The organism is Paraburkholderia sp., from assembly GCF_024281035.1.
In the GTDB taxonomy this organism is placed as follows: Bacteria; Pseudomonadota; Gammaproteobacteria; order Burkholderiales; family Burkholderiaceae; genus Paraburkholderia.
In genome coordinates this window covers 52,342-76,104 of record NZ_JAMXLH010000073.1, presented here as the reverse complement: position 1 = coordinate 76,104, position 23,763 = coordinate 52,342, and the positions used below count along the sequence as shown (strand labels likewise).

Genomic DNA, 23,763 nt, shown 5'->3' with positions numbered 1-23,763 from the left:
GGCGAACGCGGCACGGCAACCCGACTCGATGGATTCCCACGCGCGCGCGATGCCAAGCCCGAGGCCCGAAGGGCCCGCGGCGGCGCGCGCGAGTTCCACGCCATTCGCGTCGCCAAGCACCACGCGCGTGCCGGTGCCGCCGCCGTCCACGCCGATCAGCCAGGTGTATGTCTGCATGATGATGAGTGCCGCGTCTGTTGGAGTCTGTTGGGCTCAGTTGGGTGATGAGCCGTGCCGCAGAGACTAACGGGTCCGTGGCGTTCGCACAATTGGCCGGATGACCAGGGTGGCCCGGCAGTCGCGATCCGCTATGCTGGCGTGAACTGAACGAACTGGCGGCGAGGAGAGATCGACGTGACCGACGTAAGCGACGTGACCGGAGCAGCGCAGCGCTGCAACTGGGCGACGACCGAAGCGATGGCCCACTACCACGACACCGAGTGGGGCGTGCCGTCGCGCGACGACCAGCATCTATACGAGATGCTCGTGCTGGAAGGTGCACAAGCGGGTCTTTCGTGGTCGACGATCCTGAACAAGCGCGAGGGATACCGGCATGCATTCGCGCGGTTCGACATCCAGAAAGTCGCGCGCTTCACGCCGAAGCACGTCGAAACGCTCATGCAGGACGCGTCCATCGTGCGCAATCGCGCCAAGATCGAGGCAGCCATCCTCAATGCGCGGGCGGTGTTGCAGATTCAGGCCGAGCACGGGTCGCTTGCGAAATTCATCTGGTCGTTCGTGGATGACACGCCGATCCAGAACGACTGGCCCTCGTATCGCGACGCGCCGGCCTCCACCGATATCTCGGACGCACTCAGCAAGGCGCTCAAGAAATACGGCTGCAAATTCGTCGGCACGACGATCTGCTATGCGTTCATGCAGGCGGTGGGCATGGTCAACGACCACGAGCGCAACTGCATCTGCCGTGCGAACTGCGCGGCGCAGGGCAAGCCGCGCCGCGCCGCGCGCAACGCCTGATCGTGCTCTCGTAGTGGCCCTCGCGACCACCCCGGCCACACCGAGCCCGAACCGGAAAACAAACCCGTTCACGAACCGCCGCCCCAAATGCAAACGGCGGCGCAGCTTCTAACGAAGCATGCGCCGCCGTCGGCGGGACGCTTGAAACGCGAAAAAGCTTAGTGGAGCTTCTTCGGCAGCTGCTGGCTGCGCAGGCGCTTGTGCAGGCGCTTGACTGCTGCTGCCTTCTTGCGCTTACGAACAGCCGTCGGCTTTTCGTACGACTGGCGCTCACGCAGCTCGGCGATCAGGCCGTTCTTTTCGATTGCACGGCGAAAGCGGCGGATCGCAACTTCGAACGGCTCGTTTTCTTTCAGGAGAATCGTCGTCATTTCTATACCTTTAAATTACTGAATTGGGTTGGTCTTGCACGAATGGCATGGGCCTCATGCGTCTGACTGCATCCACCTCATGCCGGTGAGGAGCCACTTCCGAAGCTACTAATACTACGGGCGCTCCCCCACCTGTTTCGTCGCAGCAAGAATCACCCCCTAAAGGCGCGACGAATAAAAAATTTGGGTAAATATTCCATCGAGCCGGGGATTGTACCTGAAAAATCAGGATTCGCACAGGATTGCGCATCGCCCCGCTCTTTTTCCCCATTTGGATCAGGCACTTAGAAAATCGCCCACCTATGCGCTCGCGTCGTTGAGCGCCTGAATATCGGCGGGATCGAGCTTCAGGCGCACCGCCGCGGCGAGGCTTTCCAGTTGTTCGAGCGAGGTCGCGCTCGCAATCGGCGCCGTAATACTGGGCCGCGCGATCAGCCACGCGAGCGCCACGGCCGCCAGCGTCGCGCCGTGCCGCTGGGCGATGTGGTCAAGCGCCGCCAGAATCCGGATGCCGCGGTGGTCCAGATATTTCTCGACGCGCGAGCCGCGCACGCTCTTGGCGAGATCTTCACGCGAACGGTATTTGCCCGACAGGAAGCCGCTTGCGAGGCTGTAATAGGGCACGACCGCCAGCTGCTGCGCGAGCGCGACCGGTTCGAGGTCGGCTTCGTAGTGCGCACGGTCGTACAAATTGTATTCAGGCTGAATAATCTGATAGGCGGGCAACCCGCTCTTGTGCGCGACGGCCAGCGCCTCCTCGATACGCGCGCCGCTATAGTTCGACGCGCCGATCACGCGCACCTTGCCCGTGTCGATCAGTCGCTGATACGCACCCAGGGTCTCTTCGAGCGGCACCTTCTGGTCGTCCTCGTGCGAGAAATAGACGTCGATGTAATCCGTTTGCAAGCGCCGCAACGAGTCCTCCACGGCCGCCGCGATGTTGGACGCCGACAGGCCCGGGCGCTGCGCGGACTTCGCCACTTTGGTTGCGATCACCACCTTCTCGCGCTTGCTGCTTTTGGCGAGCCATTTGCCGATGATCGTCTCCGACTCGCCGCCCCGGTTGCCGGGCACCCAGGCCGAGTAGACGTCTGCGGTGTCGATGAAGTTCAGGCCTGCGTCCGTGAAGGCGTCGAGAATCGAAAACGAGGTTGCCTCATCGGCGGTCCAGCCGAACACGTTGCCGCCGAACATGAGCGGTGCGACCTGCAAGGTGGAAGTGCCGATCCTGCGCTGTTCCATGAACGATGTCTCCGCATAAGTGTCAGGGCCGCCGGCAGGCCCGGAATATCGAGCATACGCCGGCTCCGGGCGGGTTGCAGGCGCCGGCGCTTCGAGCGTGCGTAACACTATCGTCACACCAATGTTTGCATCCGGGCCTCAAGTTTTGTTTACCTGCGCCGTCAACCTTCACTGAGGCGGCCAGCAATGAAGTGTGCTTCCGCCGATTGCAACGTGGCCTAAGTTCACAGACTAAAGCCTCAACGGAGAATTAAATGCTCTCGATCAATACCAACGTATCGTCGCTGATTGCGCAAAACAACGTGACGAACACCGGCAGCGCGCTCAAGGAAGCGATCACGCGCCTGTCGTCCGGCAAGCGCATCAACAGCGCAGCTGACGATCCCGCAGGTATCGCTATTGCCAGCACGCTGCAAACGTCGATCAACGGCCTGAACCAGGGCGTTGCGAACGCGAACAACGCGGTTTCGATGGTCCAGACGGCCGGTTCGGCGCTGATGCAGATCCAGAACGCACTGCAGTCGATCTACCAGGCTGCCGACGATGCACTGGGACCGGATAACACGGCTGCCAACATGGCGTCGTACCAGAAGACGGTTTCGCAGCAAATCGCTGAAGTGAACCGTATCGCTTCGCAAACCACGTTCAACGGCCTGAACCTGCTGAACGGCACGGCTGGCGTGCTGCACGTGCAAGTTGGCGTGAACGTCGGTCAGACCGTTTCGCTCGACCTGAGCCAAAGCCTCTCGGCTGCCAACATCGGCGGCGGCTATGTCCAGTCCGGCAACACGCTCGGCCAGCTCACGAACCTGAACCTGAACTCGGACGGCTCGTCGAACACGTCGGGTACCCCGGGCGCGATCACGTCGATCAACGTGATGTCGAACGGCGCAGGCGGCTTCATCTACACCGACCAGAACAACCAGGTTCTGGCATCGGGCACGTCGGGCACGCTGTTCTCGACGGTGACGACCGGCGGTGTCACGTCGATCGAACTGAATTCGAATGCGACGAGCGGCCTGCTGGCGAGCAATGCGATCAAGTCGATCGACGGCGCATTCAACACCGCTGGCGCCACGGCTCTGACGGGTACGGTGTTCGGCACGATTTCGGGCCTCAACATCGATCCGTCGACGGGCAAGGACGAAACGACCCCGGGCACCGCAGGCGTGATCACGTCGATCACCGTCGAGTCCGACGGCAACAAGGGCATGCTGTTCCTTGATCAGAACGGCAACCAGATCTCGAACAACGCGGTTCAGGGCATGTTCAGCAATGCTGGCGCAAGCAACATGAGCCTCGTCTCCGCCACGGGCGTGGAAAACACGTTCGACGGCAAGGTGGGTTCGACGGGCGGCAACTCGACGACGGCAACCGCCGACAAGTCGGGCGTGGTCTCGACCCTTGGCCAGATCAACCAGAACAACGCACCGACCAGCGTGGCGAACATCAACGTCAGCACGGTTGCAGGCGCGAACCTCGGTCTCGAAGTCGTCAACAACGCACTGGCCACGATCGCCAACCAGCTCGCTACGCTCGGCTCGGTCCAGACCCGCTTCACGGGCCTCGCAACGGCTCAGCAAGCTGCTTCGACGAACATGTCGAGCGCCCAGTCGACGATCCAGGACGCGGACTTCGCGGCTGAATCGGCGAACATGAGCAAGGCACAGGTTCTGCAGCAAGCCGGCATCTCGGTGCTGGCCCAGGCGAACTCGCAGCCGCAGCAGATCCTCAAGCTGCTCCAGTAAGGCCGCATGCAGTAAGCTCTTCTCGCCCCTGTCCACAGGGGCGAGCACGGACAAGCGGCCGGGTTCTCCCAGCGCTTGTCCGTTTCGCTTTATGTTTCGCTTTATCCCTGGACGCGTGCAGAATTCGCCAGTTCGCGCGCACCCGATCCCGAATTTTTGGCCCGGACCGCACGCCGGTCGGCGCCAGACGAGGAGTATGCTGTGTCGACCATTTCCGGAAACTCGAGCCAAACCCCAACCGTGGCGTCTGCGCAGGCCGCCGCACAGGCTGCATCGGCCGCCGCGCAGCAGGCGCTGCAACAGGCCGGGCAATCGCTGATCAGCGGCTCGACCGGCAACTCTACGCTCGATCCGCAAACCATGGTCACCGCGCTCGTCAATTCGAAGGTGGCCGGCCAGCAGGCGTCGCTGCAAATCGAGGCGGCGATGGACAACGCCGCAATCTCCAATATTGGCCAGCTCTCCGCCTCGCTGGCGGGACTGCAGGCCGCGCTTGCGCCGCTTCAGAGCGGCGGGCTGATGAACGCATTCACGGCTAGCGCAAGCGGCACCGGCATCACCGCGACCGCCGGTTCCGGTGCGTCGGCCAGCGGGTATTCCGTCTATGTCGGGCAGATCGCCCAGACGCAGAGCCTCACCTCGGCCGCGATTCCGACCGCCAGCACAGCGGCGATGGGCACCGGCTCGATGACGATTTCGGTCGGCGCGCAGTCGATGACGCTCAAGATCGGCTCCGGCAGCCAGAGCCTGAGCCAGATCGTGTCGGCCATCAATTCGTCGAGCAGCAACCCGGGCATTTCGGCTTCGATCGTGACCGGCTCGGACGGCTCGCACCTTGTGCTGAGTTCGACGCTGACCGGCGAGGCCAACACGGTCAACGTATCGGTCAACGCGGACTCCCCCACCAGCGCACTTGCCAAGCTCGGCGGCGTGCAGACCATCCAGGGCGGCACCTATGCGTCAGCCGGTATTGCCGGTGCGCCGACGGCGAGCGGCGACGGCTCCAGCCTGACCATCAGCGTCGGCAGCAGCTCGTTTTCGGTCACGCCCAAGGCAGGCGACACGCTGGCGAACATCGCGTCTGAAATCAACACGGCGGGTTCTGGCGCGAACGTGAACGCCAGCGTCGTCACGGACAGCAGCGGACAGCAGCACCTCGTGGTCACCCAGCCGGGCGGCAGCTCCGCCTCGCCGGTGACGGTCAAGGCGAACCCCTCGACGGACGCGATGGTCGCGGCAATCGCCAAGGCATTGCCCGCCTCGACGGCCGCACCGACCACCGGCACGGCCGTCGGAGCATCGTCGATCATCGCGCTCAGCGGCGCCGGCTGGACCCAGACGTCAGCCGCGCAAAGCGCCCAGCTCACGATCAACGGCACGCAGATCACGAGCGCGCTGAACACCGTCAACGCGCTGTCGGGCGTTACGCTGAGCCTCTCGTCGGCCGCGGTGGGCACGAACCAGACGCTGACCGTCGCGCAAGACACGACGACGATGGCCAATGAGATCAGCACGTTCGTGTCCAGCTACAACACCGTGGTCAGCACGATCAGCTCGCTGACCCAGTTCGACGCGACCAACCCGACCGGGTCCGGCACGATGCTCGGCGACTCGATGATCAACGCGATCACCTCGAGCTTCGGCACGATCATCGGCGGGCGCATCAAGGGCTCGGGAGTGACCGCCACGCTCGCGGACCTCGGCGTCACGCTGAACTCGAACGGCACGCTGTCACTGAATTCGACAACGCTCGGCAATGCGCTGCAGAACAATTCGTCGAAAGTCGCGGCGGTGTTCAATTCGACGAACGGCATCGGCCAGCAGCTCTATTCGAAGCTCAAGACGTTCACGCAGACGGGCGGCGCCATCTCCCTGCGCGAAACCGCACTGAGCAACGATCTGAAGAGCGTCACGACACAGACGACCAAGCTGCAGACGTACATTGCGCAGCTCACGTCGATGTATCAGGACCAGTTCACGATGCTGAACACCATCATGTCGACGACCAACAACGAGACGCAGTACCTGACGCAATTGTTCGGCGGCGCCAACAACACGGGCACGCTGAACAAGAGCTCGTAAGACGGACTGGCCATCGCATGAACGCACCCGACCTGCTCAAGCGCGTGCTCGATCTGACGCTTCAGATGGAGCACGCGGCGCAGATGGACGACTGGGACTGCGCCGCGCGCCTCGCGCGCGAGCGCAATCCGCTTCTGATGTCGCTGAGCGAGCCGAAAACGCCGGAGGCCCGGGCCGCCATCGAGCGGATCCGGACCCTGACGGTCGCCATCAACCAGCGGGCCGAGACGGCTCGCTCGGCGCTTTCCTCCGAGTTCCGCGCGGCGATGAGCAACGCTTCAGGCGCCGCCGCCTATCAGCGCGCAGCCTCGCTCTAAGCCTGCTCTTTCGGGCTCCCGGCGGCACGCCGCGGCGGCCGCCGCCACGGTCCGAATTGCCCGACATTCCGGCGCTTGCTTGGCCAATTGCCACGCCCGGCGCGCGGCTACACTGGCCGGACATGTTTCCCTGTCCGCCCTGCCATGACCGCCACGCCGCTTGCCCCAGCTGAATCGGCTAACGCCGACATCTCGTCTCTCGCCGCCACGCTCCCCGCCGATCAGCGCGCCGCGCTCGTGCGCGACTTCGTCGCCACGATCGACAAGCTCACGTCGATCGAACAGCACGACGACGCCTGTGCGATTGCGCGCCAGATGACGCAAATCCTGCCCAACGAGGGCTATGGGTGGAAAACGCTCGCCTACGACCGTCTGCGCCGCGGCGATCTGCCGGGCTCGCGCGACCTGCTGCGCCAGGCGGCGTTGCTGCTGCCGCCCGATCCTCAACTGGCAACGCACCATGCGGCGGCCGAAGCGATGTTCGCGGCAGGAGCGGCAAGCCGTGCCGGGCAGCATGACGAAGCGATCCGGCAATTCGAAACCGTACTGGCGGTGTATCCGCACTATCCGGATGCGAACCACGGGATCGCCATGGCCCTGCTTGCGCTCGGCCGTCCGCTCGAGGCGCTGCCGCGCCTCGAAACGGCGCTCGGCATCAACCCGAATAACGGCCAGTACTGGGCGAACTATATCGATGCGCTGATTCACGCGAAGCGGCTGAAGGCCGCCTGGGTGGCCCTGGAGATCGGCCAGCGCCACGGGTTGCAGGGGCCCGTGGTGGATCAGCTGATCAACCTGATGGGCCAGCTCACGTCCGCGGAGAACTACACGGTCCAGGCCGCCCCCCAGGAGAGCACAGAACCACAACCGGAGCCAAAGGCCGAACCCGCGCGCGCCACGCGCAAGCAGCCGGATCCCACGCGCAAACAGATCGAATCGCTTGCCACGCCGTACAACGACCGGCACTTCGATGTGGCGGAAAAAAATGCGCGCGCCTTCCTTAAACAATTTCCGGGCCACGCGCTGGGAATGAAGGTCCTTGGCGTCGCGCTGTTTTCAGTGGGAAAACTCGACGAGGCACGGCAATGTTTAGGCGAAGCCTATGCGTTGAACCCCCAGGACGCCGATGTTCTGCATGCCTACGTGGCCACGCTGGAAGCAGCGGCCCGGCATAGCGAAGCGCTGGCAGTCTGCGAGAAACTGGTGGAATTCCACCCCGATCATGCCGAAGGCGCCCGGCTGCAGGGCGTGGTCCTGTTTTCGCTGGGCCGTCTCGACGAATCCGAGCGAAGCTTCGCGCGCGCGCGCCAACTCGGGGTCGACCCGACGAACCTCGCCGTCGCGCAGGGTGCGCTCTACGTCAGGCAAGGACGCCTCGACGCCGCCGCCGACCAATTCCGGCTTGCGCTCCAGCACACGCCGGACAATGGCGACGCCTGGGGCAACCTGATGTTTACGCTGGCGCACGACGAAACCGTGAGCGCGGATCAATTGTTCGCCGAGCATCGACGCTTCGGCGAGCACTTCGAATCGAAGTTCCGGGCGCAATGGCCCGAGCACCCCAATACCCGCGAGCCCGGGCGCAGGCTGCGTATCGGCATCGTCTCGGCCGATCTGCGCGCCCATGCAGTCGCGAATTTTTTGCTGCCGGTGCTGCCGGGTCTCGCGAAGGATCCGGGTCTTGAGCTTTACGCCTACTCCAATACCCCGGGCAGCGATCAGGTGACCGCCAAACTGCGCGAGCATTTCGCGCATTGGCACACGATCACCCGCGTACCCGACGAGGACGTCGTCCGGCAGATTCGCGCCGATCGCATCGACATCCTGATCGACCTCGGCGGACACACCGCCGAGAACCGGCTCCTCGTATTCGCACGCAAACCCGCGCCGCTGGCGGCGTGCTGGATCGGCTACCCCGGCACCACGGGATTAAGCGCCGTCGATTACTTTATCGGCGACCGCTTCTGGGTGCCGAACGAAGCGTTCCGCGCGCGTTTCACCGAAAAGATCGCTTACCTGCCCGCCGTCGCGCCCTTCTATGCCTCGACGATTGCACCCCCGATCAACACACTGCCTGCGTTGTCGAATGGCTATGTGACGTTCGGCAGCTTCAACCGGCTCGAAAAACTGCGGCGCCACACGATCGCCCTGTGGGCGCAGTTGCTGCGTGCGATACCGGCTGCCCGCATGCAGATCGGTGCAATGCCGAGTGACGAAACCGGCTCGAAACAACTGCTTGCCTGGTTCGACGAGGAGGGCATCGCACGCGAGCGAATCGACTTCCGCTCACGCGGTTCCCTTCAGGTGTTCCTGCAACAGCATTACGCGGTGGACATCTGTTTCGATTCGATTCCGTACGGCGGCCTGACCACGGCACTCCAGTCGTTGTGGATGGGCGTGCCGACGCTGACGCTCGCGGGCGAAACCGTGCCGGGACGCAGCGGCGCGACAGTGATGGGCCATGCGCGTCTCGATCGCTTCGTGGCCTGCGACAAACAGGACTTCGTGCGGCGCGGCGTCGAACTGGCCAACGACATCCCCGCGCTCGCCGAACTGCGCGCCACGGCGCGCGAGCGCTGCCTCGCCTCGCCGATGTTCCAGCCGGACGTCGTCGCGCAAAGCGTGAGCCGTGCGCTGCGCACGATGTGGCAGCGGTGGTGCGCCGGGTTGCCCGCGCAAACGTTCGACGTGACGACGCAAAACCCGGCCTCATGAGCGCGCTGCTCCCGACCCGCGAGCAAGGCGAATCGGCCGTCGCGCTATTCGATGCGGGCCGTCTCGACGAGGCCGACGCCGCAGGGCGCGCGCTGATCGAGCAATTCCCCGCCCACCCGCTCGGCTGGAAAATACGCGCGCTCACGCTGTATCGGCGCGGCCAGCATCAGACGTGCGAACCGTATTTGCGGCGCGCGCACGAACTGATTCCCGGCGACCCGGACGTGCTGCAAGTCTATGCCGCGCTGCTCGAAGCCCAGGGCAATCACGCGGGCGCGGAACGCCTCTGCCGCACGCTGCTCGACATCGCGCCCGCTCACGCGGAAGGCACGCGCCTGCTGGGCATCATCCTGATGGCCGCCGAACGCGCGGGCGAAGCCGAGCCGTACCTGCTGCGCGCCGTGCAACTCGCGCCTCAGTCGGCGCTCGCGTGGAACTCGCTCGGCTCGCTCTACCAGCGCCTCGGGCGCATCGAGGAAGCCGCCCGGCAATTCCTGCGCTCGCTCGACTGCGCGCCAGACGGCGCCGGGACCTGGAGCAATCTGCTGCTCTGCCTCACGCACAGCAGCAACGTCGATCCGGAAGCATTGTTCAACGCGCATCGCGGTTTCGCGCAGACGTTCGAAACACCGCTCAAGCCGCACTGGCCGCGCCACGCCAATGTGCGCGAACCGGAGCGCGTGCTGCGCATCGGCTTCGTTTCTGCCGATCTGCGCCGGCACGCCGTCGCCAGCTTCCTCGAACCCGTCTTGCCGCACCTCGCGCGCGACCCGGGCCTGCGCCTTTATGCGTATTCGAATACCGCGCAGCCGGACGCGGTCACGGCGCGGCTGCGCGGCCATTTTGCCGAATGGCGCGAAATCCGCGATCTGGACGACGCGGCCTTTGCGCAACAGGTCGAAGCCGACGGAATCGACATCCTGATCGACCTGTCCGGCCATACCGGCTATAACCGGCTCCCGGCGCTTGCCCGCAAACCCGCTCCCGTGCAGGCAAGCTGGATCGGCTATCCGGGCACGACCGGACTCGCCGCAATCGACTACTTTCTCGCCGATCGCTTCTGGGCACCGCCCGCGCAATTCGAAAGCCAGTTCAGCGAGAAAATCGTCTGCCTGCCTGCCGTGGCGCCGTTTCAGCCGGAACAGGAAGCACCGCCGCTGAATGCACTTCCGGCGCTGCGCAACGGCTATGTGACCTTCGGCAGCTTCAACCGCATCAACAAGCTGCAGCGCAACGTGATTTCGCTGTGGGCGCAACTACTGCATGCCGTGCCGGCGGCCCGTCTGAAAATCGCGGCGTTACCCGTGAACGGCGGTGTCGATGCGCAACTGGCCGCGTGGTTCGCACAAGACGGCATTGCGCGCGAGCGGCTCGATTTCCATCCGCGCACGTCGGTCGCCAGCTATCTGCAATTGCACCACGAAGTCGATATCGCGCTCGACACGTTTCCGTTCGGCGGCCTGACGACCGCGCTGCAATCGCTCTGGATGGGCGTCCCCACCTTGACCTGGCCGGGCCGGACGGTGCCGGGCCGCAGCGGCGCAACGGTGATGGCGCACGCAAACCTCCAGCACTTCGTCGCCAGCGATGCGCAGGATTTCTCGCGGCGCGGCGCGGCGCTCGCCGCAGATCTGCCCGCGCTGGCCGAACTGCGCGCGGGCATGCGCGCGCGCTGCGCCGCCTCACCGATGTTTCAGGCCGAGGCACTCGCACGCGGCGTCAGCGAAGCGTTGCGCACGATGTGGCGACGCTGGTGCACAGGACAGCCGCCGCAGTCGTTCGACGTATCGGGCGCATCCCTCCTTAAACCGTCCGGATTGCAAACGAACGTTGCGATGAAGAATTTCGTCTATCAGATTTATCGATCGCCCGAAACGCGCGCGGCGCTCGATCCGGGTTTCATCGCGCTCGACAACACGGAGCAGCGGCCCACATCGACCGACTGGCCCGAATACTGGCCAATCCGCCGTTTCCTGAGCGAAAACACGCTCGACCCGGCGGCACGCTATGGCTTTTTCCCGGCGGACTTCCACGAGAAAACGTCGCTCACGGCGAATCAGGTCCATCAGTTTCTGGCTTCCACACCGGACGATGTGGACGTCGTGACGTTTTCGCCGGGCTTCAGTCGCGCCGCGCTATTCAGGAACATGTTCGAGCAGGCGGAATATGGCGCCCCTGGTATCGCATCGGTGTTCGAGGGCGTAATTGAATCCATCGCGCCGGGTGCCGACGGCAAAACGGTGCTGGGCAACCTCGTCACGAGTTCCGTCGAAACGGTGTACGGCAATTATTTCGTCGCCAAACCGCGTTTCTGGCAAAGCTGGCTGAGCGTGTGCGAGGCGATCTTCGCAGCCGCGCAAGCCAGTGACAGCGCGCTTGCCCGGTTGCTGAACGCACCCGTGCAGGGCGCGGCGCCCACGCTCGCGCGCACACTGGTTATCGAGCGCATCGCGTCATTGCTCCTGAGCCTCGACCCCGCCGCCTGGAAGGTCCGGCCTTACGATTCGATGTCCATGCCGGACGCGAACGTTGCCAGTGCCTGCCGAAACGAACTGATCGAACTCGACGCGCTCAAGCTCGCCGCCATTCATACGGGTAATCAGGTGTATTACCGTAAATTCCTCGAACAGCAGCGAGGCGTACTCAAGCGCATCGAAGCACTCGCCACGCCCAATCAGACGTCGGGACTTCGATGAAACATTACATCCATCAGATTTTCTACTCGCCCGGATCGCGTGCGAGGCTCGACCCGGGTTTCATTCCGCTCGACAACACCGGACAGCGCCCCGACTGGTATGAATACTGGCCGATCCGCCGCTTTTTGCTGGAAAACACGTTAGATCCGCATGCGCACTACGGTTTCTTTTCGCCGAAATTTGCGGAAAAGACCGGCTTGACCTCCGCACAGGTCGCGCAGTTTCTGGCCGACACGCCCGACGACGTGGACGTCGTCACGTTTTCGCCGTACTTCAGCAACATCGCGTTCTTTAAAAACGTGTTCGAGCAGGCCGAATACTGGCATCCGGGCATCGCAGCGACGCTCGCAGGCGTGCTAAAGCTGATCGCGCCGCACCGGGATTGCGCAGCGCTCATGAACGGCCTCGTCATGAGCGCAGCCGGAACGGTGTACTGCAATTATTTCGTTGCCAAGCCAAGCTTCTGGCAGCACTGGCTCACGCTGTGCGAGCGCATTTTCGAAGTTGCGGAAGCGGGCGGCACCGAGCTTGCCGCGCAACTGAACAGCGACCGTAGTTACGTGTTGCCGACGCCTGCCAAGGTGTTCGTAATCGAACGCATCGTGTCGATCATCCTGAGCACCGAGCCAGACCGCTGGAAAGTCAGAAATTACGATTCGACCGTGCTGCTCGCCGATAACGGGCTGCTGGACGGGAAATACCGTGAGGAAATGGTGGTGCTCGACGCGCTGAAATTTGCGGCGATCAGAACCGGCTCGCGAATTTACTACGACCAGTTTTTCAATGCGCGGGAACGACTACTGCAACGATATAAGGCGGAGACAGGCACACGCGTTCCGAAGGCGGGATAAGTGACGCCGGCGGTGGTCAACGGAAGTCGGACATTGGCCGGATTGGCACAGCAGATCAACGGTCGTCGCAACCGGATTACGGAATGCAAACAGAGGTTGGCCTGCCGTGCCGAACATGCCCGCCGCACCCTCCTGTGGTCGCCGCGGCGCCTTTCGACCAGTTCCGTGATTTGAAGGGCAAAACGCCCCTAGATCTACGGTAAGGCGCTACTTCTCATCCGTTAGTATGGTTCGCTGACTGACGAGCGCACTGCTCGCCGGCCACTCCGTTCGCACGGAATGCCTCTTTCGCCTGGCTCACTAAACGGGATAAGGGAAAGGACTGCCCGCACCAGCGGTATGCGATCTCGATGGGAAGGATAGGGCGATGTTCGACAATAAATCGATATTAATTACGGGTGGAACGGGTTCGTTCGGCCAGAAGTTCATCAAGACGCTGCTCGCGAAATGGCGGCCTGCGCGCGTCATCGTATTTTCGCGCGACGAACTCAAACAATACGAAATGCAGCAGGTGTATGCCGAACCTTGCATGCGCTATTTCCTTGGCGACGTACGAGACGCCGGACGCCTGAAGCAGGCGATGTGCGATGTCGATTACGTCGTGCACGCAGCAGCACTGAAACAAGTGCCGGCCGCTGAATACAATCCTACTGAATGTATCCGGACCAACGTCAACGGCGCCGAGAACATCATCAACGCGGCGATCGAGAACGGCGTCGAGAAAGTGGTCGCACTATCGACGGACAAAGCGGCGAGCCCGATCAATCTGTATGGCGCGACGAAGCTTCTTTCGGACAAACTGTTCGTTGCCGCGAATAATCTCGTTGGAAAACACCCGACGCGCTTCTCGATCGTTCGCTATGGCAACGTAGTCGGCTCGCGCGGTTCCGTCGTACCGTATTTCCGCAAGCTGATCGCTGAAGGCGCTGGAGAGTTGCCGATCACCGACGAGCGCATGACCCGCTTCTGGATCACGCTCGACCAGGGTGTCGATTTCGTGATGAAGAGCTTTCAGCGCATGCAAGGCGGTGAACTGTTCGTCCCGAAGATTCCGTCTGTGCGGATCACCGATCTCGCTCGCGCGATGGCGCCGGAATTTTCGCAACGCATCATCGGCATTCGGCCCGGCGAAAAGCTGCACGAGATGATGATCACGCGCGACGATAGCCTGAATACGATCGCATTTGACGACCACTACGTGATCACGCCGTCGATCCGCTTCATTGTGAAAGGCGATTACGCAGTGAATGGCCTGCACGAATCGGGCAAGCTGGTGAGCGAAGGATTCAACTACACCTCCGACAACAATAACCACTTCCTGAGCATCGGAGAATTGCGGGCACTCGACCGGCAAATCGCATGAGCACATCGATTCCATACGGTCGCCAGTCAATCGACGAGTCGGACATCGCCGCCGTCACGCGCGTGCTGCATTCCGATTGGCTTACGCAAGGTCCCGCTGTTCCCGCCTTCGAAGCCGCGCTCGCCGCGCGTTGCGACGCGAAGTACGCCGTGGCCGTGTCCAACGCGACATCGGCGTTGCACATTGCGTGCACTGCCGCCGGCCTGGGCCCCGGCGATGTGCTCTGGACGACGCCCAACACGTTCGTCGCGTCGGCGAACTGTGCGCGCTATTGCGGTGCCGACGTCGATTTCGTGGACATCGATCGCAACACCTGGTGCCTTGACGCGAACGCTCTCGAACGCAAGCTCGTCGAGGCAGAACGAAGCGGACGGTTGCCGAAGGTCGTCATTCCCGTTGCGTTTGCCGGTCGTAGCGCCGATATGCAGGCGATCAAGCGTTTGGCGAATCGATTTGATTTCCTCATTATCGAGGACGCGTCGCATGCCGTTGGCGCACGATATTGCGGTCGCCCTGTTGGTTGCGGCGACCATGCGCATATGACCGTCTTCAGCTTTCATCCGGTCAAGATCGTCACGACGGGTGAAGGCGGTGCCGTGCTCACGAACGATGCAACGCTCCATGAGCGGCTGCGGAGCCTGCGCAGTCATGGCATCACGCGCGACGTCTCGCGAATGGAGCGCGAATGCGATGGCCCGTGGTACTACGAAATGACCGAGCTGGGCTACAACTACCGGATGACGGACCTGCAGGCCGCCCTCGGTTTGTCGCAACTCGATCGTCTCGATACTTTTCTCACGCGTCGCCGGGCGCTTGCGGCACGCTACGCCGTGCTGCTCGAAGGATTGCCGCTCGTCCTGCCGGAATATGACGCACTCGATGAGTCGGCCTGGCACCTGTACGTTGTCCGGCTAAAGCTTGACGCGATACGCTTCACGCATCGCGACGTATTCGAACGCATGCGACAGGCCGGCATCGGCGTAAATCTGCACTATATCCCCGTGCATTTGCAGCCCTATTACCGTCGACTGGGTTTCCAGCCGGGGCAATTTCCCGAATCCGAACAGTACTACCGCGAAGCAATCAGTCTGCCGATGTACGCGGCACTTTCCGACGACGAGCAGGTCCGGGTGGCCGACACCCTGAAGGCTGCACTGAGATGAGACGTGCCGCAAACGCTCCGGCGCGCTGTTCGCCAGCAAATCCCGGTACCGAACTTTGGATACCTATCCAGCAATCACTCAGGCGGGGCGCCCCGCTTTCCAGGATCCTTCTGAAATGAACCAAAGGCTGACAACGCCCAGTTCCGAGCTTCAACAGTCGGAGCTCATTCGCTGGAAGACAGACGCGTGGCAAGATCCGAACATGGTCAGCTGGTACTCGGGCCGCATGACCCAGCACGACTCGACCAACGCACTCAAAAACACGATCGAGATCAGTACGATCCGCAAATTCGCGTGCGGACCGGAAATTATCGATATCGGCATTGGCACCGGGCGCGCTGCGTTGCCGCTGCTCGCCGATGGCTATCGCTTGACCGGCATCGACAGTTCACAGGCGATGCTTGACGAAACCCGCCGTTTGGCGGGCAACGCGCCCATCACGCTGAAGGTCGGCGACGTGTCGTCACTACCGGTTGGCGACCAAACATTCGATTGCGCCGTTTCGCTTAACGTACTCGTTCACTTTCCGAATTGGCGAGAGTCGTTGCTTGAATGGAAACGCGCGGTTCGCCCGGGCGGACGCCTGATATTCGACATTCACTCCGCCGACAATGTGCTCGCATCTTATGGCAGCGATAGCGCCAGATGGCCCGATGCACTCAAGCAGACCGATGGCAGCACCAATTTCATCAATTACGTGTCGCGCCTCAGGCTCGCCGACCTCGTCGACTTTGCTGACAAGGCCGGATTTCGAATCGTCGCCGCAGTACCCTACGGCGCCTTTCTGGGCGGCGGCAACGTGAACTGGCTTTCGTATCCGGCGCTCGATGGAAAGCAGAGCTACAGACGCGCGCTGTCGTGGTTCGCCTACGATAAGGGGCTGTTTGATCTCGGTGTGTTCATCGAGGAAAATCTGGTCAAACATCTCACCCCTCGCATGTCGGGCCGTATGTTCGTCGTGCTGGAAAACTGCCCTGACCGGGAAGCCAACGCGCGGTACGCGGCAAACGTTGCCGCTCGCGACGCGGCGCTCGACCAGCTCGACTTCGATGCGCTGCTGCCGTGGCTGCCTCTTTCGCGTGAGCAATATAAAGCCGAATTCGAGCGATTGCTGCAGCCGCTACGTAGCCGGCATTTCTTTTACCTCCTGTACAAGACCCTGAAAACCCGTCTGCCGCAGTTCGATTTCCGCGGCGTCCTCCCGCAAGACGTGTGCGAACAATTCGAAGGGTGGATGCAATACGCGCATCTCGATCGGCAGGCCACCCAGATCGCGCGCGATTGGGCAACCGGTGCGTCATTCCGCGTCAAAGACGGCGTCGATGTAACGGTCGGAACAGAATACAACCTGGTCAAGGCGCTTTTGGAAAAGTATTTCGGTATTTTCAACGGAGGCCGGCAATGATGCAGAAGGCCATTCTCAGTCTGCTGTGGGGCACGCAATTTGAAGCGTTGCGCCAGTTTCTGTTGATGCACGAGCCGGTGGTCGTGATCATTCCGGAAGAGCCCACGCCGCAGATACGCAGTCTGATCGAAGCTACCGGCAGCACGGTCGTCGGTCTGCCGGGTATGCTCGACCCCGCCCGCGACGCGGATTCCGTGGCGGAGACATCGCAACTGAACACCCGGTTCGCCACGTATCTGGGCACGCTCGCGAGCGAAAACCAGGCGCTGAGTCAGATGACTGCGGTCATCGCCGATACGGTGGCGACAGAATTGCCCGAAACGGTTCGCCTCCTGTCTTGCCTGGCCGAGGCGGCTAAACGCTACGAAATTGGCTTGCTCGTTACGAGTGAAGACGTGACGAACGGCGGCAAGATCGCGACCAGTTGGGCCAAAACACACGGCATTCCGACGTTGCACGTCGCGCACGCCATCGCACTCGTGGATCCGTACACGGTACATGACCAGGTCATCGCCGACAAACTCGCTGTGTTCGGCCAACGCGGGATGGAAGGCTATCTTGATCAAGGCTATCCGGCAGAACGTTTCGTCGTGACGGGCAACCCTGCATGGGACTGCTACGCGGAGCTTCGAAACCGAAAGCCTGCCTGTCGGCAATATCTCGACAACAAATACCCAATCAGGAGCGGTGTACCGCTGATTGTGTTTGGCACGACGTGGTCGTCGCATTTCAGTGCTCAAGGTAACGAAAACGTCTACGACGATACGCTTGCCGTTTTTATAGCCAGTTGTGAAGCGTTGCGCGCCGGCGGCCTGCAATTCAATGCAATCGTCAAGGACCGGCCGTCGAATGGCGCGTTTGGCGAGCAGCGTTATCGGCAAATTCTTCGTGGTTTGGGCGCGGCGGATTCCGGTTACGTTTACTGCATGGACGACACCCAGGCGCTTGCCGCAGGTAGCGACCTGCTTATCGCAACCGATTCGAACTATCTGGTGGAGGGGATGCTGGCGCGTACTCCCGTCATCAACTTGCTGACTGCGACGGGCATGGTGATGGGGCCATCGTTCGAAGCTGAAACAGGCGTCACCGAGGTCGAGGCGGAGAATCTCGCGGGCGCGATACAACTGCTGTTGACGAACGAATCGGTGCGCGCCGCTGCGGTCAATGCGGCGGCAGCGCGCGTCAAGCACTACAACGCAACGGAAAATGGTACGGCGGCTACGTGTGTCGCCGAACTCATGGCCCGGATGGCTGCCGGCCTGACACCGCGCGCAAAGCGTTATGTGTGGCAAGAATTCCTTGACGTCGAATCGACCTCTGCGCGCGGGCTGTACCACACGACCGGTCGTGCGGACCTCGCCAACATGTTTACGAACACGCCGTCCGTGATTCTCGACGTCGGCTGTGCAACCGGCAGCAACGCTGAGCTGGTCAAGCAGCGGTTCCCGGGGAGCCGTGCCTTTGGCATCGAGATGAATCGGGAGGCGGCGAAGCTCGCAAGCGAGAAACTCGACCACGTGATGGTTGGACGCTTCGAAGACTTCGATCTGGAAAAGGAAGGCATCGCGCGCGGTTCGCTCGACGCGGTACTGCTGGCCGACGTGCTCGAGCACATGTACAACCCGTGGGACGTGATGGTCAAGCTGCGCGAATACATGTCGCCGACGGGCCAGCTGGTGCTCAGCATTCCCAACATCCGCAACCTCGCGATTATGGATGAGCTCGGCAAGGGCAACTGGTCGTACGCGGATGCCGGGCTACTCGACATCACGCATATCCGCTTCTTCACCCGCAATGAAATGGTGAAGTTTTGCGAGGAAACGGGATACCGGATCGTTCAGACGTCCAATTCACTCGACGGCCGATTGAGGTCGTTCTGGCCGCAGAATCAGACGCAAACAGGACCGTTCACCATAGATCTCACCCGTCTGACGCTCAAAAACGTCACGCGCGAAGAGCTTCTGGAATATTGCACGCTTCAATATTATTTGCTGATAGAAAAGGTACCGGATACCGCACGCGTCCGGACATTCAACTAAAGCCATCCTGTCGTGCGCTTGCAGTGCCGCAATGCGGCACTGCAAGTTCGATACGGCAATTCCTTTGAGCCTCAAAACTTCGCCTTTCAGCACGATGAAATCGATTGCCATCGTCCTTGCGCGATCCGGTAGCAAACGCATCCCGGGAAAGAACACCCGCCTGTTTCGAGAGCGGCCCATGATGGCGTGGCCGCTTCAGGCTGCGCTCGATTCGGGCCTGTTCGATGAGGTGATGGTCAGCACGGATGGACCGGAAATAGCCGAGCTTGCGGTCAATATGGGCGCAAGTGTTCCCTTCATGCGATCCGCAGAAGCGGCAAGCGACGTAGCAACGACTGCCGATGTATTAACCGAGGTCCTGAGAAGTTACGGTGATCTCGGGCAGAAATTCGACCTCGCCTGCTGCCTGTATGCCGCTGCACCTTTCGTCACCATTGAATTATTACGTCAATCGCGACAGATTCTGTTCGAAGAAAATTTCGATGTGGTCATGCCGGTCACGTCGTTTAGCTACCCGATCTTGAGATCGCTGCAACGTGAACCTGGCGGAAAAGTAGCGATGAATTGGCCGGAGTACGTTCAGACCCGTTCTCAGGACCTGCCAGCGGCCTATCACGACGTGGGTCAGTTCTACTGGTTTCGTCCAGCGGCACTGGCGCGTGACGGCACGTTGCTGGGACAAAATACAGGATCCGTCGTCGTTCCTGAATCGCAGGTTCAGGATATCGATAACGAGGAGGACTGGCTGATGGCCGAGCTCAAGCATCAACGGAGATTCGGGTAATGAACGCTCTACTGCGCAGGCACCCGCTTGGCTTTTACGAAATTGCCGAAAAGCCTTCCAGAAAAGAGCTTCGAGACTATTACGCGCTGAAGTATTACCAGACGAATCAGGGAAATTATCGCGCGGCCTACGATCAGGAAGAGCTGGATTACTTCAGCTGCAAGGTCGCCAGATACGCTCGTGTTGTTGAGAGGATTCGTGGCGCGTCGCAGGGCCTCATGCTCGACGTGGGATGCGGCGAAGGGTTCGCCATGCAGTATTTTCTGGACAAGAACTGGCGGATCGAGGGGTTGGACTTCAGTGCGGCCGGTATCCAGAAAATGAATCCATCATGCCTGCCCTGGCTGGAGACGGGAGATGTATTCGATCTGCTATCCGCACGTGTTGAGAGCGGCCGCCGATATGACGCGGTTTTTCTCAGTAATGTTCTGGAGCATGTCCTTGAGCCTGTCGAGCTGATGACGCAGTTACGTGATCTGTTATCGACAGATGGGGTACTCGTTGTCACAGTTCCGAACGACTTCTCCGATTTACAGAATTTCTGCCTGGAACGTGGACATATCGACAGAAAATTCTGGATCGCCACACCCGATCATCTCTCGTATTTCGATGCGGATAGCCTCCGGGCCGTTGGGGTATCGGCCGGATATTCCTGCCGCAATGTGCTTGGCGAATTTCCGATCGATTGGTTTCTTCTGCATCCGAACGCAAATTATGTGATGAACAGGGAAAACGGCCCCGGCGCGAATCGTGCACGCATCCAGCTTGATAATCTGCTGGCCAGGAAACCGATCGATGACGTCATTGCATATTATGAAGCGATGGCGAAGGTGGGAATGGGACGGCAGATCGTTGCGTTTTTTACTCGAGGCCGGATATGAGGCGCTACGCTTGTCTTTCGAGTCAGAGTTTCCGGGACGACGGGAGAGAAATCAGGCCTGTCCAGGATGGCGACATTGAAGCGATCCGACTATGGCGCAATGCGCAAATTGATGTTCTGCGCCAGAAGCAACCTATCACGGCAGAAAGTCAGAAGTCGTACTATGAGCGGCAAATCTGGCCAACGATGGCGCTGCCTCAGCCGGATAACTTATTGGTAGGCTACCTTAATGACGGCAAGCTTATCGGCTACGGCGGATTGGTGCACATTGCGTGGGAACACCGCAGGGCGGAAGTGTCCTTTTTGGTGGATCCGGCACGCGCAGGGGATGATGCGATTTATCGCGGGGATTTTGCGCTATTTCTACAGCTTGTCAAAAGCCTGGCGTTCGATGATCTTGGTTTAAACCGGTTATTTACCGAAACCTACGCCACCAGATCCAGGCATATAGCCGTGCTTGAAGCATCTGGGTTCCAGTGCGAAGGAACGATGAGGCAGCACGTCATTATCGATGAAAAACCGGTCGATGCACTTGTACATGGATATTTGAGGTCATATGAAAGGTAAGCGAGTATTCGTTAGCGGTGCGGCCGGTGTAATTGGCCGGGAGATGATCCCCCGGCTAGTTGCCCGGGGCGCCATTGTGCTGGCCGCTGATTTGAAGCCGCGTCCCGAGGGATTTCCCGCCCAGGTGCAGTATCGGATGGGCGATCTCAATTGCATGACGCAAATTGAATGGGACACCTTTGCCCCCGAAATATTCATTCATCTGGCTGCAACGTTCGAACGATCGGAAGAATCCTACGGGTTTTGGGAAGAGAACTTCCTCCACAACGTCCAGTTGAGCCATCACTTGATGAGCCTCGCAAGAAATGCGGTGGACCTGAAAAAAGTGGTGTTCGCTTCGAGCTACCTGATCTATGCGCCCGAACTGTACCAGTTCGATTCGCCGAAAGATCACGCAATCTCGCTCAAGGAAACCGACCCGGTCTATCCTCGCAATCTGACCGGCATGGCAAAGTTCGCGCACGAAATCGAACTGCGCTTCATCGATACGTTTTGCGGTGACCGCCTTTCGACGGTGTGCGCCCGCATCTACCGTGGATACGGCCGGAATTCGCGGGATGTGATTTCCCGCTGGGCCAGAGATCTGCTTCAGGGCAAGCCTATTACGGTATATCGCCCGGAGGGGCGGTTCGACTATATCTATGCCGCCGATACAGCCGAAGGACTGATCCGGCTGGCCGGGCATCCCACGGCGTCCGGCATCATCAACCTGGGAACGGGCAAGGCCCGGGGCGTTTCCGACGTGGTGAATGTGTTTCGGAAGTATTTTCCGGAAATGCAGGCAAACATGGAGGAGTCCGATATTCCGTACGAGGCCTCTCAAGCCGATATTTCGAAATATACGAGCCTCATCGGCTGGCATCCGGAATACGACATTGAGAAGGCGATTCCTGAAATCATCGAGTATGAGCGCAATCAATCAGGCCGGACATCATCGCCGCACCTTCGATTCAAGGTGTTGATCAGCAGCGCGGCCGCCAAGGTTCCTCTGATTCGCGCCATGCAAGCGGCAGTGCGCCAATTTGGCCCAGATGGAGAGGTCGTGGCCGGCGATCTCGACCCAAGGGCAGTTTCAGCCTATGTGGCGAACGCGTTCTGGCAAATGCCGCCTACCCGGAAAGAAAATTTTGCGCAGATCATGGAAGAACTGCGCAATCGCAACATTAATTGTGTGTTGCCTACCCGGGATGGAGAGTTGCTCTTTTGGGCACAACATAAAGATGAGCTTGCCCAAGCCGGGATACAGGTGGTCGTTTCTCCGCCCGATTCGATCGCGCTGTGTCTGGACAAGCTGGCCTTTGCGCATTACGGCCAACAGCGCGGTTTCTCATTCATTCCGGCCACGGATAATCTCGACGAGCTCACGGCGGATACCCTGGTCGTCAAAGAACGATATGGCGCGGGATCACGTTCACTGGGGTTGAATTTGACCAGGGAAGAAGCGAGGCGTCACGCCACGGAACTGGAAGCGCCCATTTTTCAGCCAATGGTGCACGGCATAGAAATCAGCATCGATGCCTGGCTGGATCGGACGCACAAGGTTAAGGGTCTGGTTTTGCGGCAGAGGGATCAGGTCGTCAATGGCGAATCTCGCGTCACCACGGTTTTTTCCGACGCGGTTATCGAGGCATCGGCCCGCATGATTCTGGAATCCTTGAAACTTTCGGGGCCGGTGGTAATGCAGGCGTTCCTTGATGAAGCCGGTGGTCTGCAAGTGATCGAATGCAATCCCAGATTCGGTGGCGCATCGACGGCAGGAATGGCTGCGGGGCTGGACGGCCTGCATTGGTCTTTGCTGGAGATCGCCGGTGCCGATCTTGGCGATTGGCCATTTCATCGCCGACCGGGGAGCTTCCGGCAAGTTCGTGTCGCCCAGGATTTATATGTCGCCGATTCTGATCTTTGATCTGGATGACACGCTTTACCCGGAGAAATCGTTCGTAGACAGCGGGTTCAGGGCTGTGGCTAGCTGGATGCAGCAACAGTACGGCTGGGATGACCAGTTGTCGCTTGGAAGGATGAACGCGATTCTGAGCGAAAAGGGCAGAGGGGCCGTCTTCAATCAATGGCTGGCAGAAAACGGCGTAGCCAGTCGCAAGGCTGTGCTCCGATGCATACAGGTATACCGGCATCATATGCCGGCGATCTCGCTTTATCCGCAAGCGCGGTCGATACTCGCCAGACTGGGGAGCAAGCCGTACCTCGTAACGGATGGACACAAGGTCGTCCAATACAACAAGGTCAAGGCTTTGCACCTGGAGAACCAGTGTGCCAAGGTTCTTCTGACCCATCGCTACGGCATCCAGCACGAAAAACCGTCCACGTTGTGTTTCCAGAGAATTCTCGAAAGGGAGCGGTGTGACTGGACCGACCTGATCTATGTTGGAGACAATCCCGCCAAGGATTTTGTCGGGCTTAATCCGATCGGGGTAAGGACGATCCGGGTAAAAACGGGCGGGCACGCCAATGTGCTGGCCAAACCGGGTTTCGATGCACAACACACCATTGACGATCTCAGTCTGCTTCCCGACGTATTGCCGGATATCGACTGGCGTTGATTGA

General features: G+C 60.7%; 18 protein-coding genes and 1 pseudogene. 16 read left to right on the top strand and 3 right to left on the bottom strand.

Annotation, left to right across the window (positions count from 1 at the left end; all coding sequences use genetic code 11):
• Positions 1 to 177 (bottom strand): annotated as a pseudogene (locus Q0L30_RS23695) (ATPase); the annotation flags it as partial.
• Positions 178 to 417: 240 nt separating this feature from the next.
• Here Q0L30_RS23695 and Q0L30_RS23690 point away from each other — a divergent pair.
• A complete protein-coding gene (locus Q0L30_RS23690) occupies positions 418 to 978 on the top strand; it encodes a DNA-3-methyladenine glycosylase I (protein WP_296662718.1) in 561 nt (186 codons plus the stop codon).
• Positions 979 to 1,136: 158 nt separating this feature from the next.
• On the opposite strand, the gene rpsU is transcribed toward Q0L30_RS23690, so the two are convergent.
• Both rpsU and Q0L30_RS23680 read right to left on the bottom strand, forming a co-directional pair.
• The gene (rpsU, locus tag Q0L30_RS23685) at positions 1,137 to 1,349 is read right to left on the bottom strand and encodes a 30S ribosomal protein S21 (protein WP_124151438.1); all 213 of its coding nucleotides are present in this window, start codon (positions 1,347 to 1,349) and stop codon (positions 1,137 to 1,139) included.
• 300 nt (positions 1,350 to 1,649) lie between these two features.
• Positions 1,650 to 2,591 carry an aldo/keto reductase gene (locus Q0L30_RS23680; RefSeq protein WP_296662713.1) on the bottom strand — a complete coding sequence of 314 codons (942 nt, stop codon included), beginning with the start codon at positions 2,589 to 2,591 and terminating at the stop codon, positions 1,650 to 1,652.
• Between the two features lie 254 nt (positions 2,592 to 2,845).
• Here Q0L30_RS23680 and Q0L30_RS23675 point away from each other — a divergent pair, with 254 nt between their 5' ends.
• The 15 genes from Q0L30_RS23675 to Q0L30_RS23605 all read left to right on the top strand — a co-directional run bounded on the left by Q0L30_RS23675 (position 2,846) and on the right by Q0L30_RS23605 (position 23,759).
• A complete protein-coding gene (locus tag Q0L30_RS23675) occupies positions 2,846 to 4,339 on the top strand; it encodes a flagellin (protein ID WP_296662710.1) in 1,494 nt (497 codons plus the stop codon).
• 201 nt (positions 4,340 to 4,540) lie between these two features.
• Positions 4,541 to 6,421: a flagellar filament capping protein FliD gene (gene fliD, locus Q0L30_RS23670; protein ID WP_296662708.1), complete on the top strand. Its 1,881-nt coding sequence runs from the start codon at positions 4,541 to 4,543 to the stop codon at positions 6,419 to 6,421.
• A 17-nt stretch (positions 6,422 to 6,438) separates the two neighbouring features.
• Positions 6,439 to 6,738, top strand: a complete 300-nt coding sequence (locus Q0L30_RS23665; RefSeq protein WP_296662705.1) for a flagellar protein FliT — start codon at positions 6,439 to 6,441, stop codon at positions 6,736 to 6,738.
• 144 nt (positions 6,739 to 6,882) lie between these two features.
• The gene (locus tag Q0L30_RS23660; RefSeq protein ID WP_296662703.1) at positions 6,883 to 9,453 is read left to right on the top strand and encodes a tetratricopeptide repeat protein; all 2,571 of its coding nucleotides are present in this window, start codon (positions 6,883 to 6,885) and stop codon (positions 9,451 to 9,453) included.
• Entirely contained in the window at positions 9,450 to 12,149 is a 2,700-nt protein-coding gene (locus tag Q0L30_RS23655; protein WP_296662700.1) for a tetratricopeptide repeat protein, read from the top strand. The genes Q0L30_RS23660 and Q0L30_RS23655 overlap by 4 nt, the downstream gene beginning before the upstream one ends.
• Entirely contained in the window at positions 12,146 to 13,000 is an 855-nt protein-coding gene (locus Q0L30_RS23650; RefSeq protein ID WP_296662698.1) for a hypothetical protein, read from the top strand. The genes Q0L30_RS23655 and Q0L30_RS23650 overlap by 4 nt, the downstream gene beginning before the upstream one ends.
• 367 nt (positions 13,001 to 13,367) lie before the next feature.
• On the top strand, positions 13,368 to 14,363 hold the full coding sequence (gene pseB / locus Q0L30_RS23645; RefSeq protein ID WP_296662695.1) for a UDP-N-acetylglucosamine 4,6-dehydratase (inverting): 996 nt from the start codon (positions 13,368 to 13,370) through the stop codon (positions 14,361 to 14,363).
• Entirely contained in the window at positions 14,360 to 15,526 is a 1,167-nt protein-coding gene (gene pseC, locus Q0L30_RS23640) for a UDP-4-amino-4,6-dideoxy-N-acetyl-beta-L-altrosamine transaminase (RefSeq protein ID WP_296662692.1), read from the top strand. The genes pseB and pseC overlap by 4 nt, the downstream gene beginning before the upstream one ends.
• Before the next feature lie 115 nt (positions 15,527 to 15,641).
• A complete protein-coding gene (locus Q0L30_RS23635) occupies positions 15,642 to 16,931 on the top strand; it encodes a class I SAM-dependent methyltransferase (RefSeq protein ID WP_296662689.1) in 1,290 nt (429 codons plus the stop codon).
• The gene (locus Q0L30_RS23630) at positions 16,928 to 18,970 is read left to right on the top strand and encodes a class I SAM-dependent methyltransferase (protein ID WP_296662687.1); all 2,043 of its coding nucleotides are present in this window, start codon (positions 16,928 to 16,930) and stop codon (positions 18,968 to 18,970) included. The genes Q0L30_RS23635 and Q0L30_RS23630 overlap by 4 nt, the downstream gene beginning before the upstream one ends.
• 64 nt (positions 18,971 to 19,034) lie before the next feature.
• Positions 19,035 to 19,754: a pseudaminic acid cytidylyltransferase gene (gene pseF, locus Q0L30_RS23625; RefSeq protein ID WP_296662685.1), complete on the top strand. Its 720-nt coding sequence runs from the start codon at positions 19,035 to 19,037 to the stop codon at positions 19,752 to 19,754.
• Entirely contained in the window at positions 19,754 to 20,635 is an 882-nt protein-coding gene (locus Q0L30_RS23620) for a class I SAM-dependent methyltransferase (RefSeq protein ID WP_296662682.1), read from the top strand. Before pseF ends, Q0L30_RS23620 begins: the two co-directional genes overlap by 1 nt.
• Complete coding sequence (locus Q0L30_RS23615) at positions 20,632 to 21,201, top strand: GNAT family N-acetyltransferase (protein WP_296662680.1); 570 nt, start codon at positions 20,632 to 20,634, stop codon at positions 21,199 to 21,201. Before Q0L30_RS23620 ends, Q0L30_RS23615 begins: the two co-directional genes overlap by 4 nt.
• Positions 21,191 to 23,107 (top strand): NAD-dependent epimerase/dehydratase family protein, encoded by a 1,917-nt coding sequence (locus Q0L30_RS23610; RefSeq protein WP_296662677.1) that lies wholly within the window; start codon positions 21,191 to 21,193, stop codon positions 23,105 to 23,107. The genes Q0L30_RS23615 and Q0L30_RS23610 overlap by 11 nt, the downstream gene beginning before the upstream one ends.
• Positions 23,085 to 23,759 (top strand): HAD family hydrolase, encoded by a 675-nt coding sequence (locus tag Q0L30_RS23605; RefSeq protein WP_296662674.1) that lies wholly within the window; start codon positions 23,085 to 23,087, stop codon positions 23,757 to 23,759. Before Q0L30_RS23610 ends, Q0L30_RS23605 begins: the two co-directional genes overlap by 23 nt.
• Positions 23,760 to 23,763: the final 4 nt, after the last annotated feature.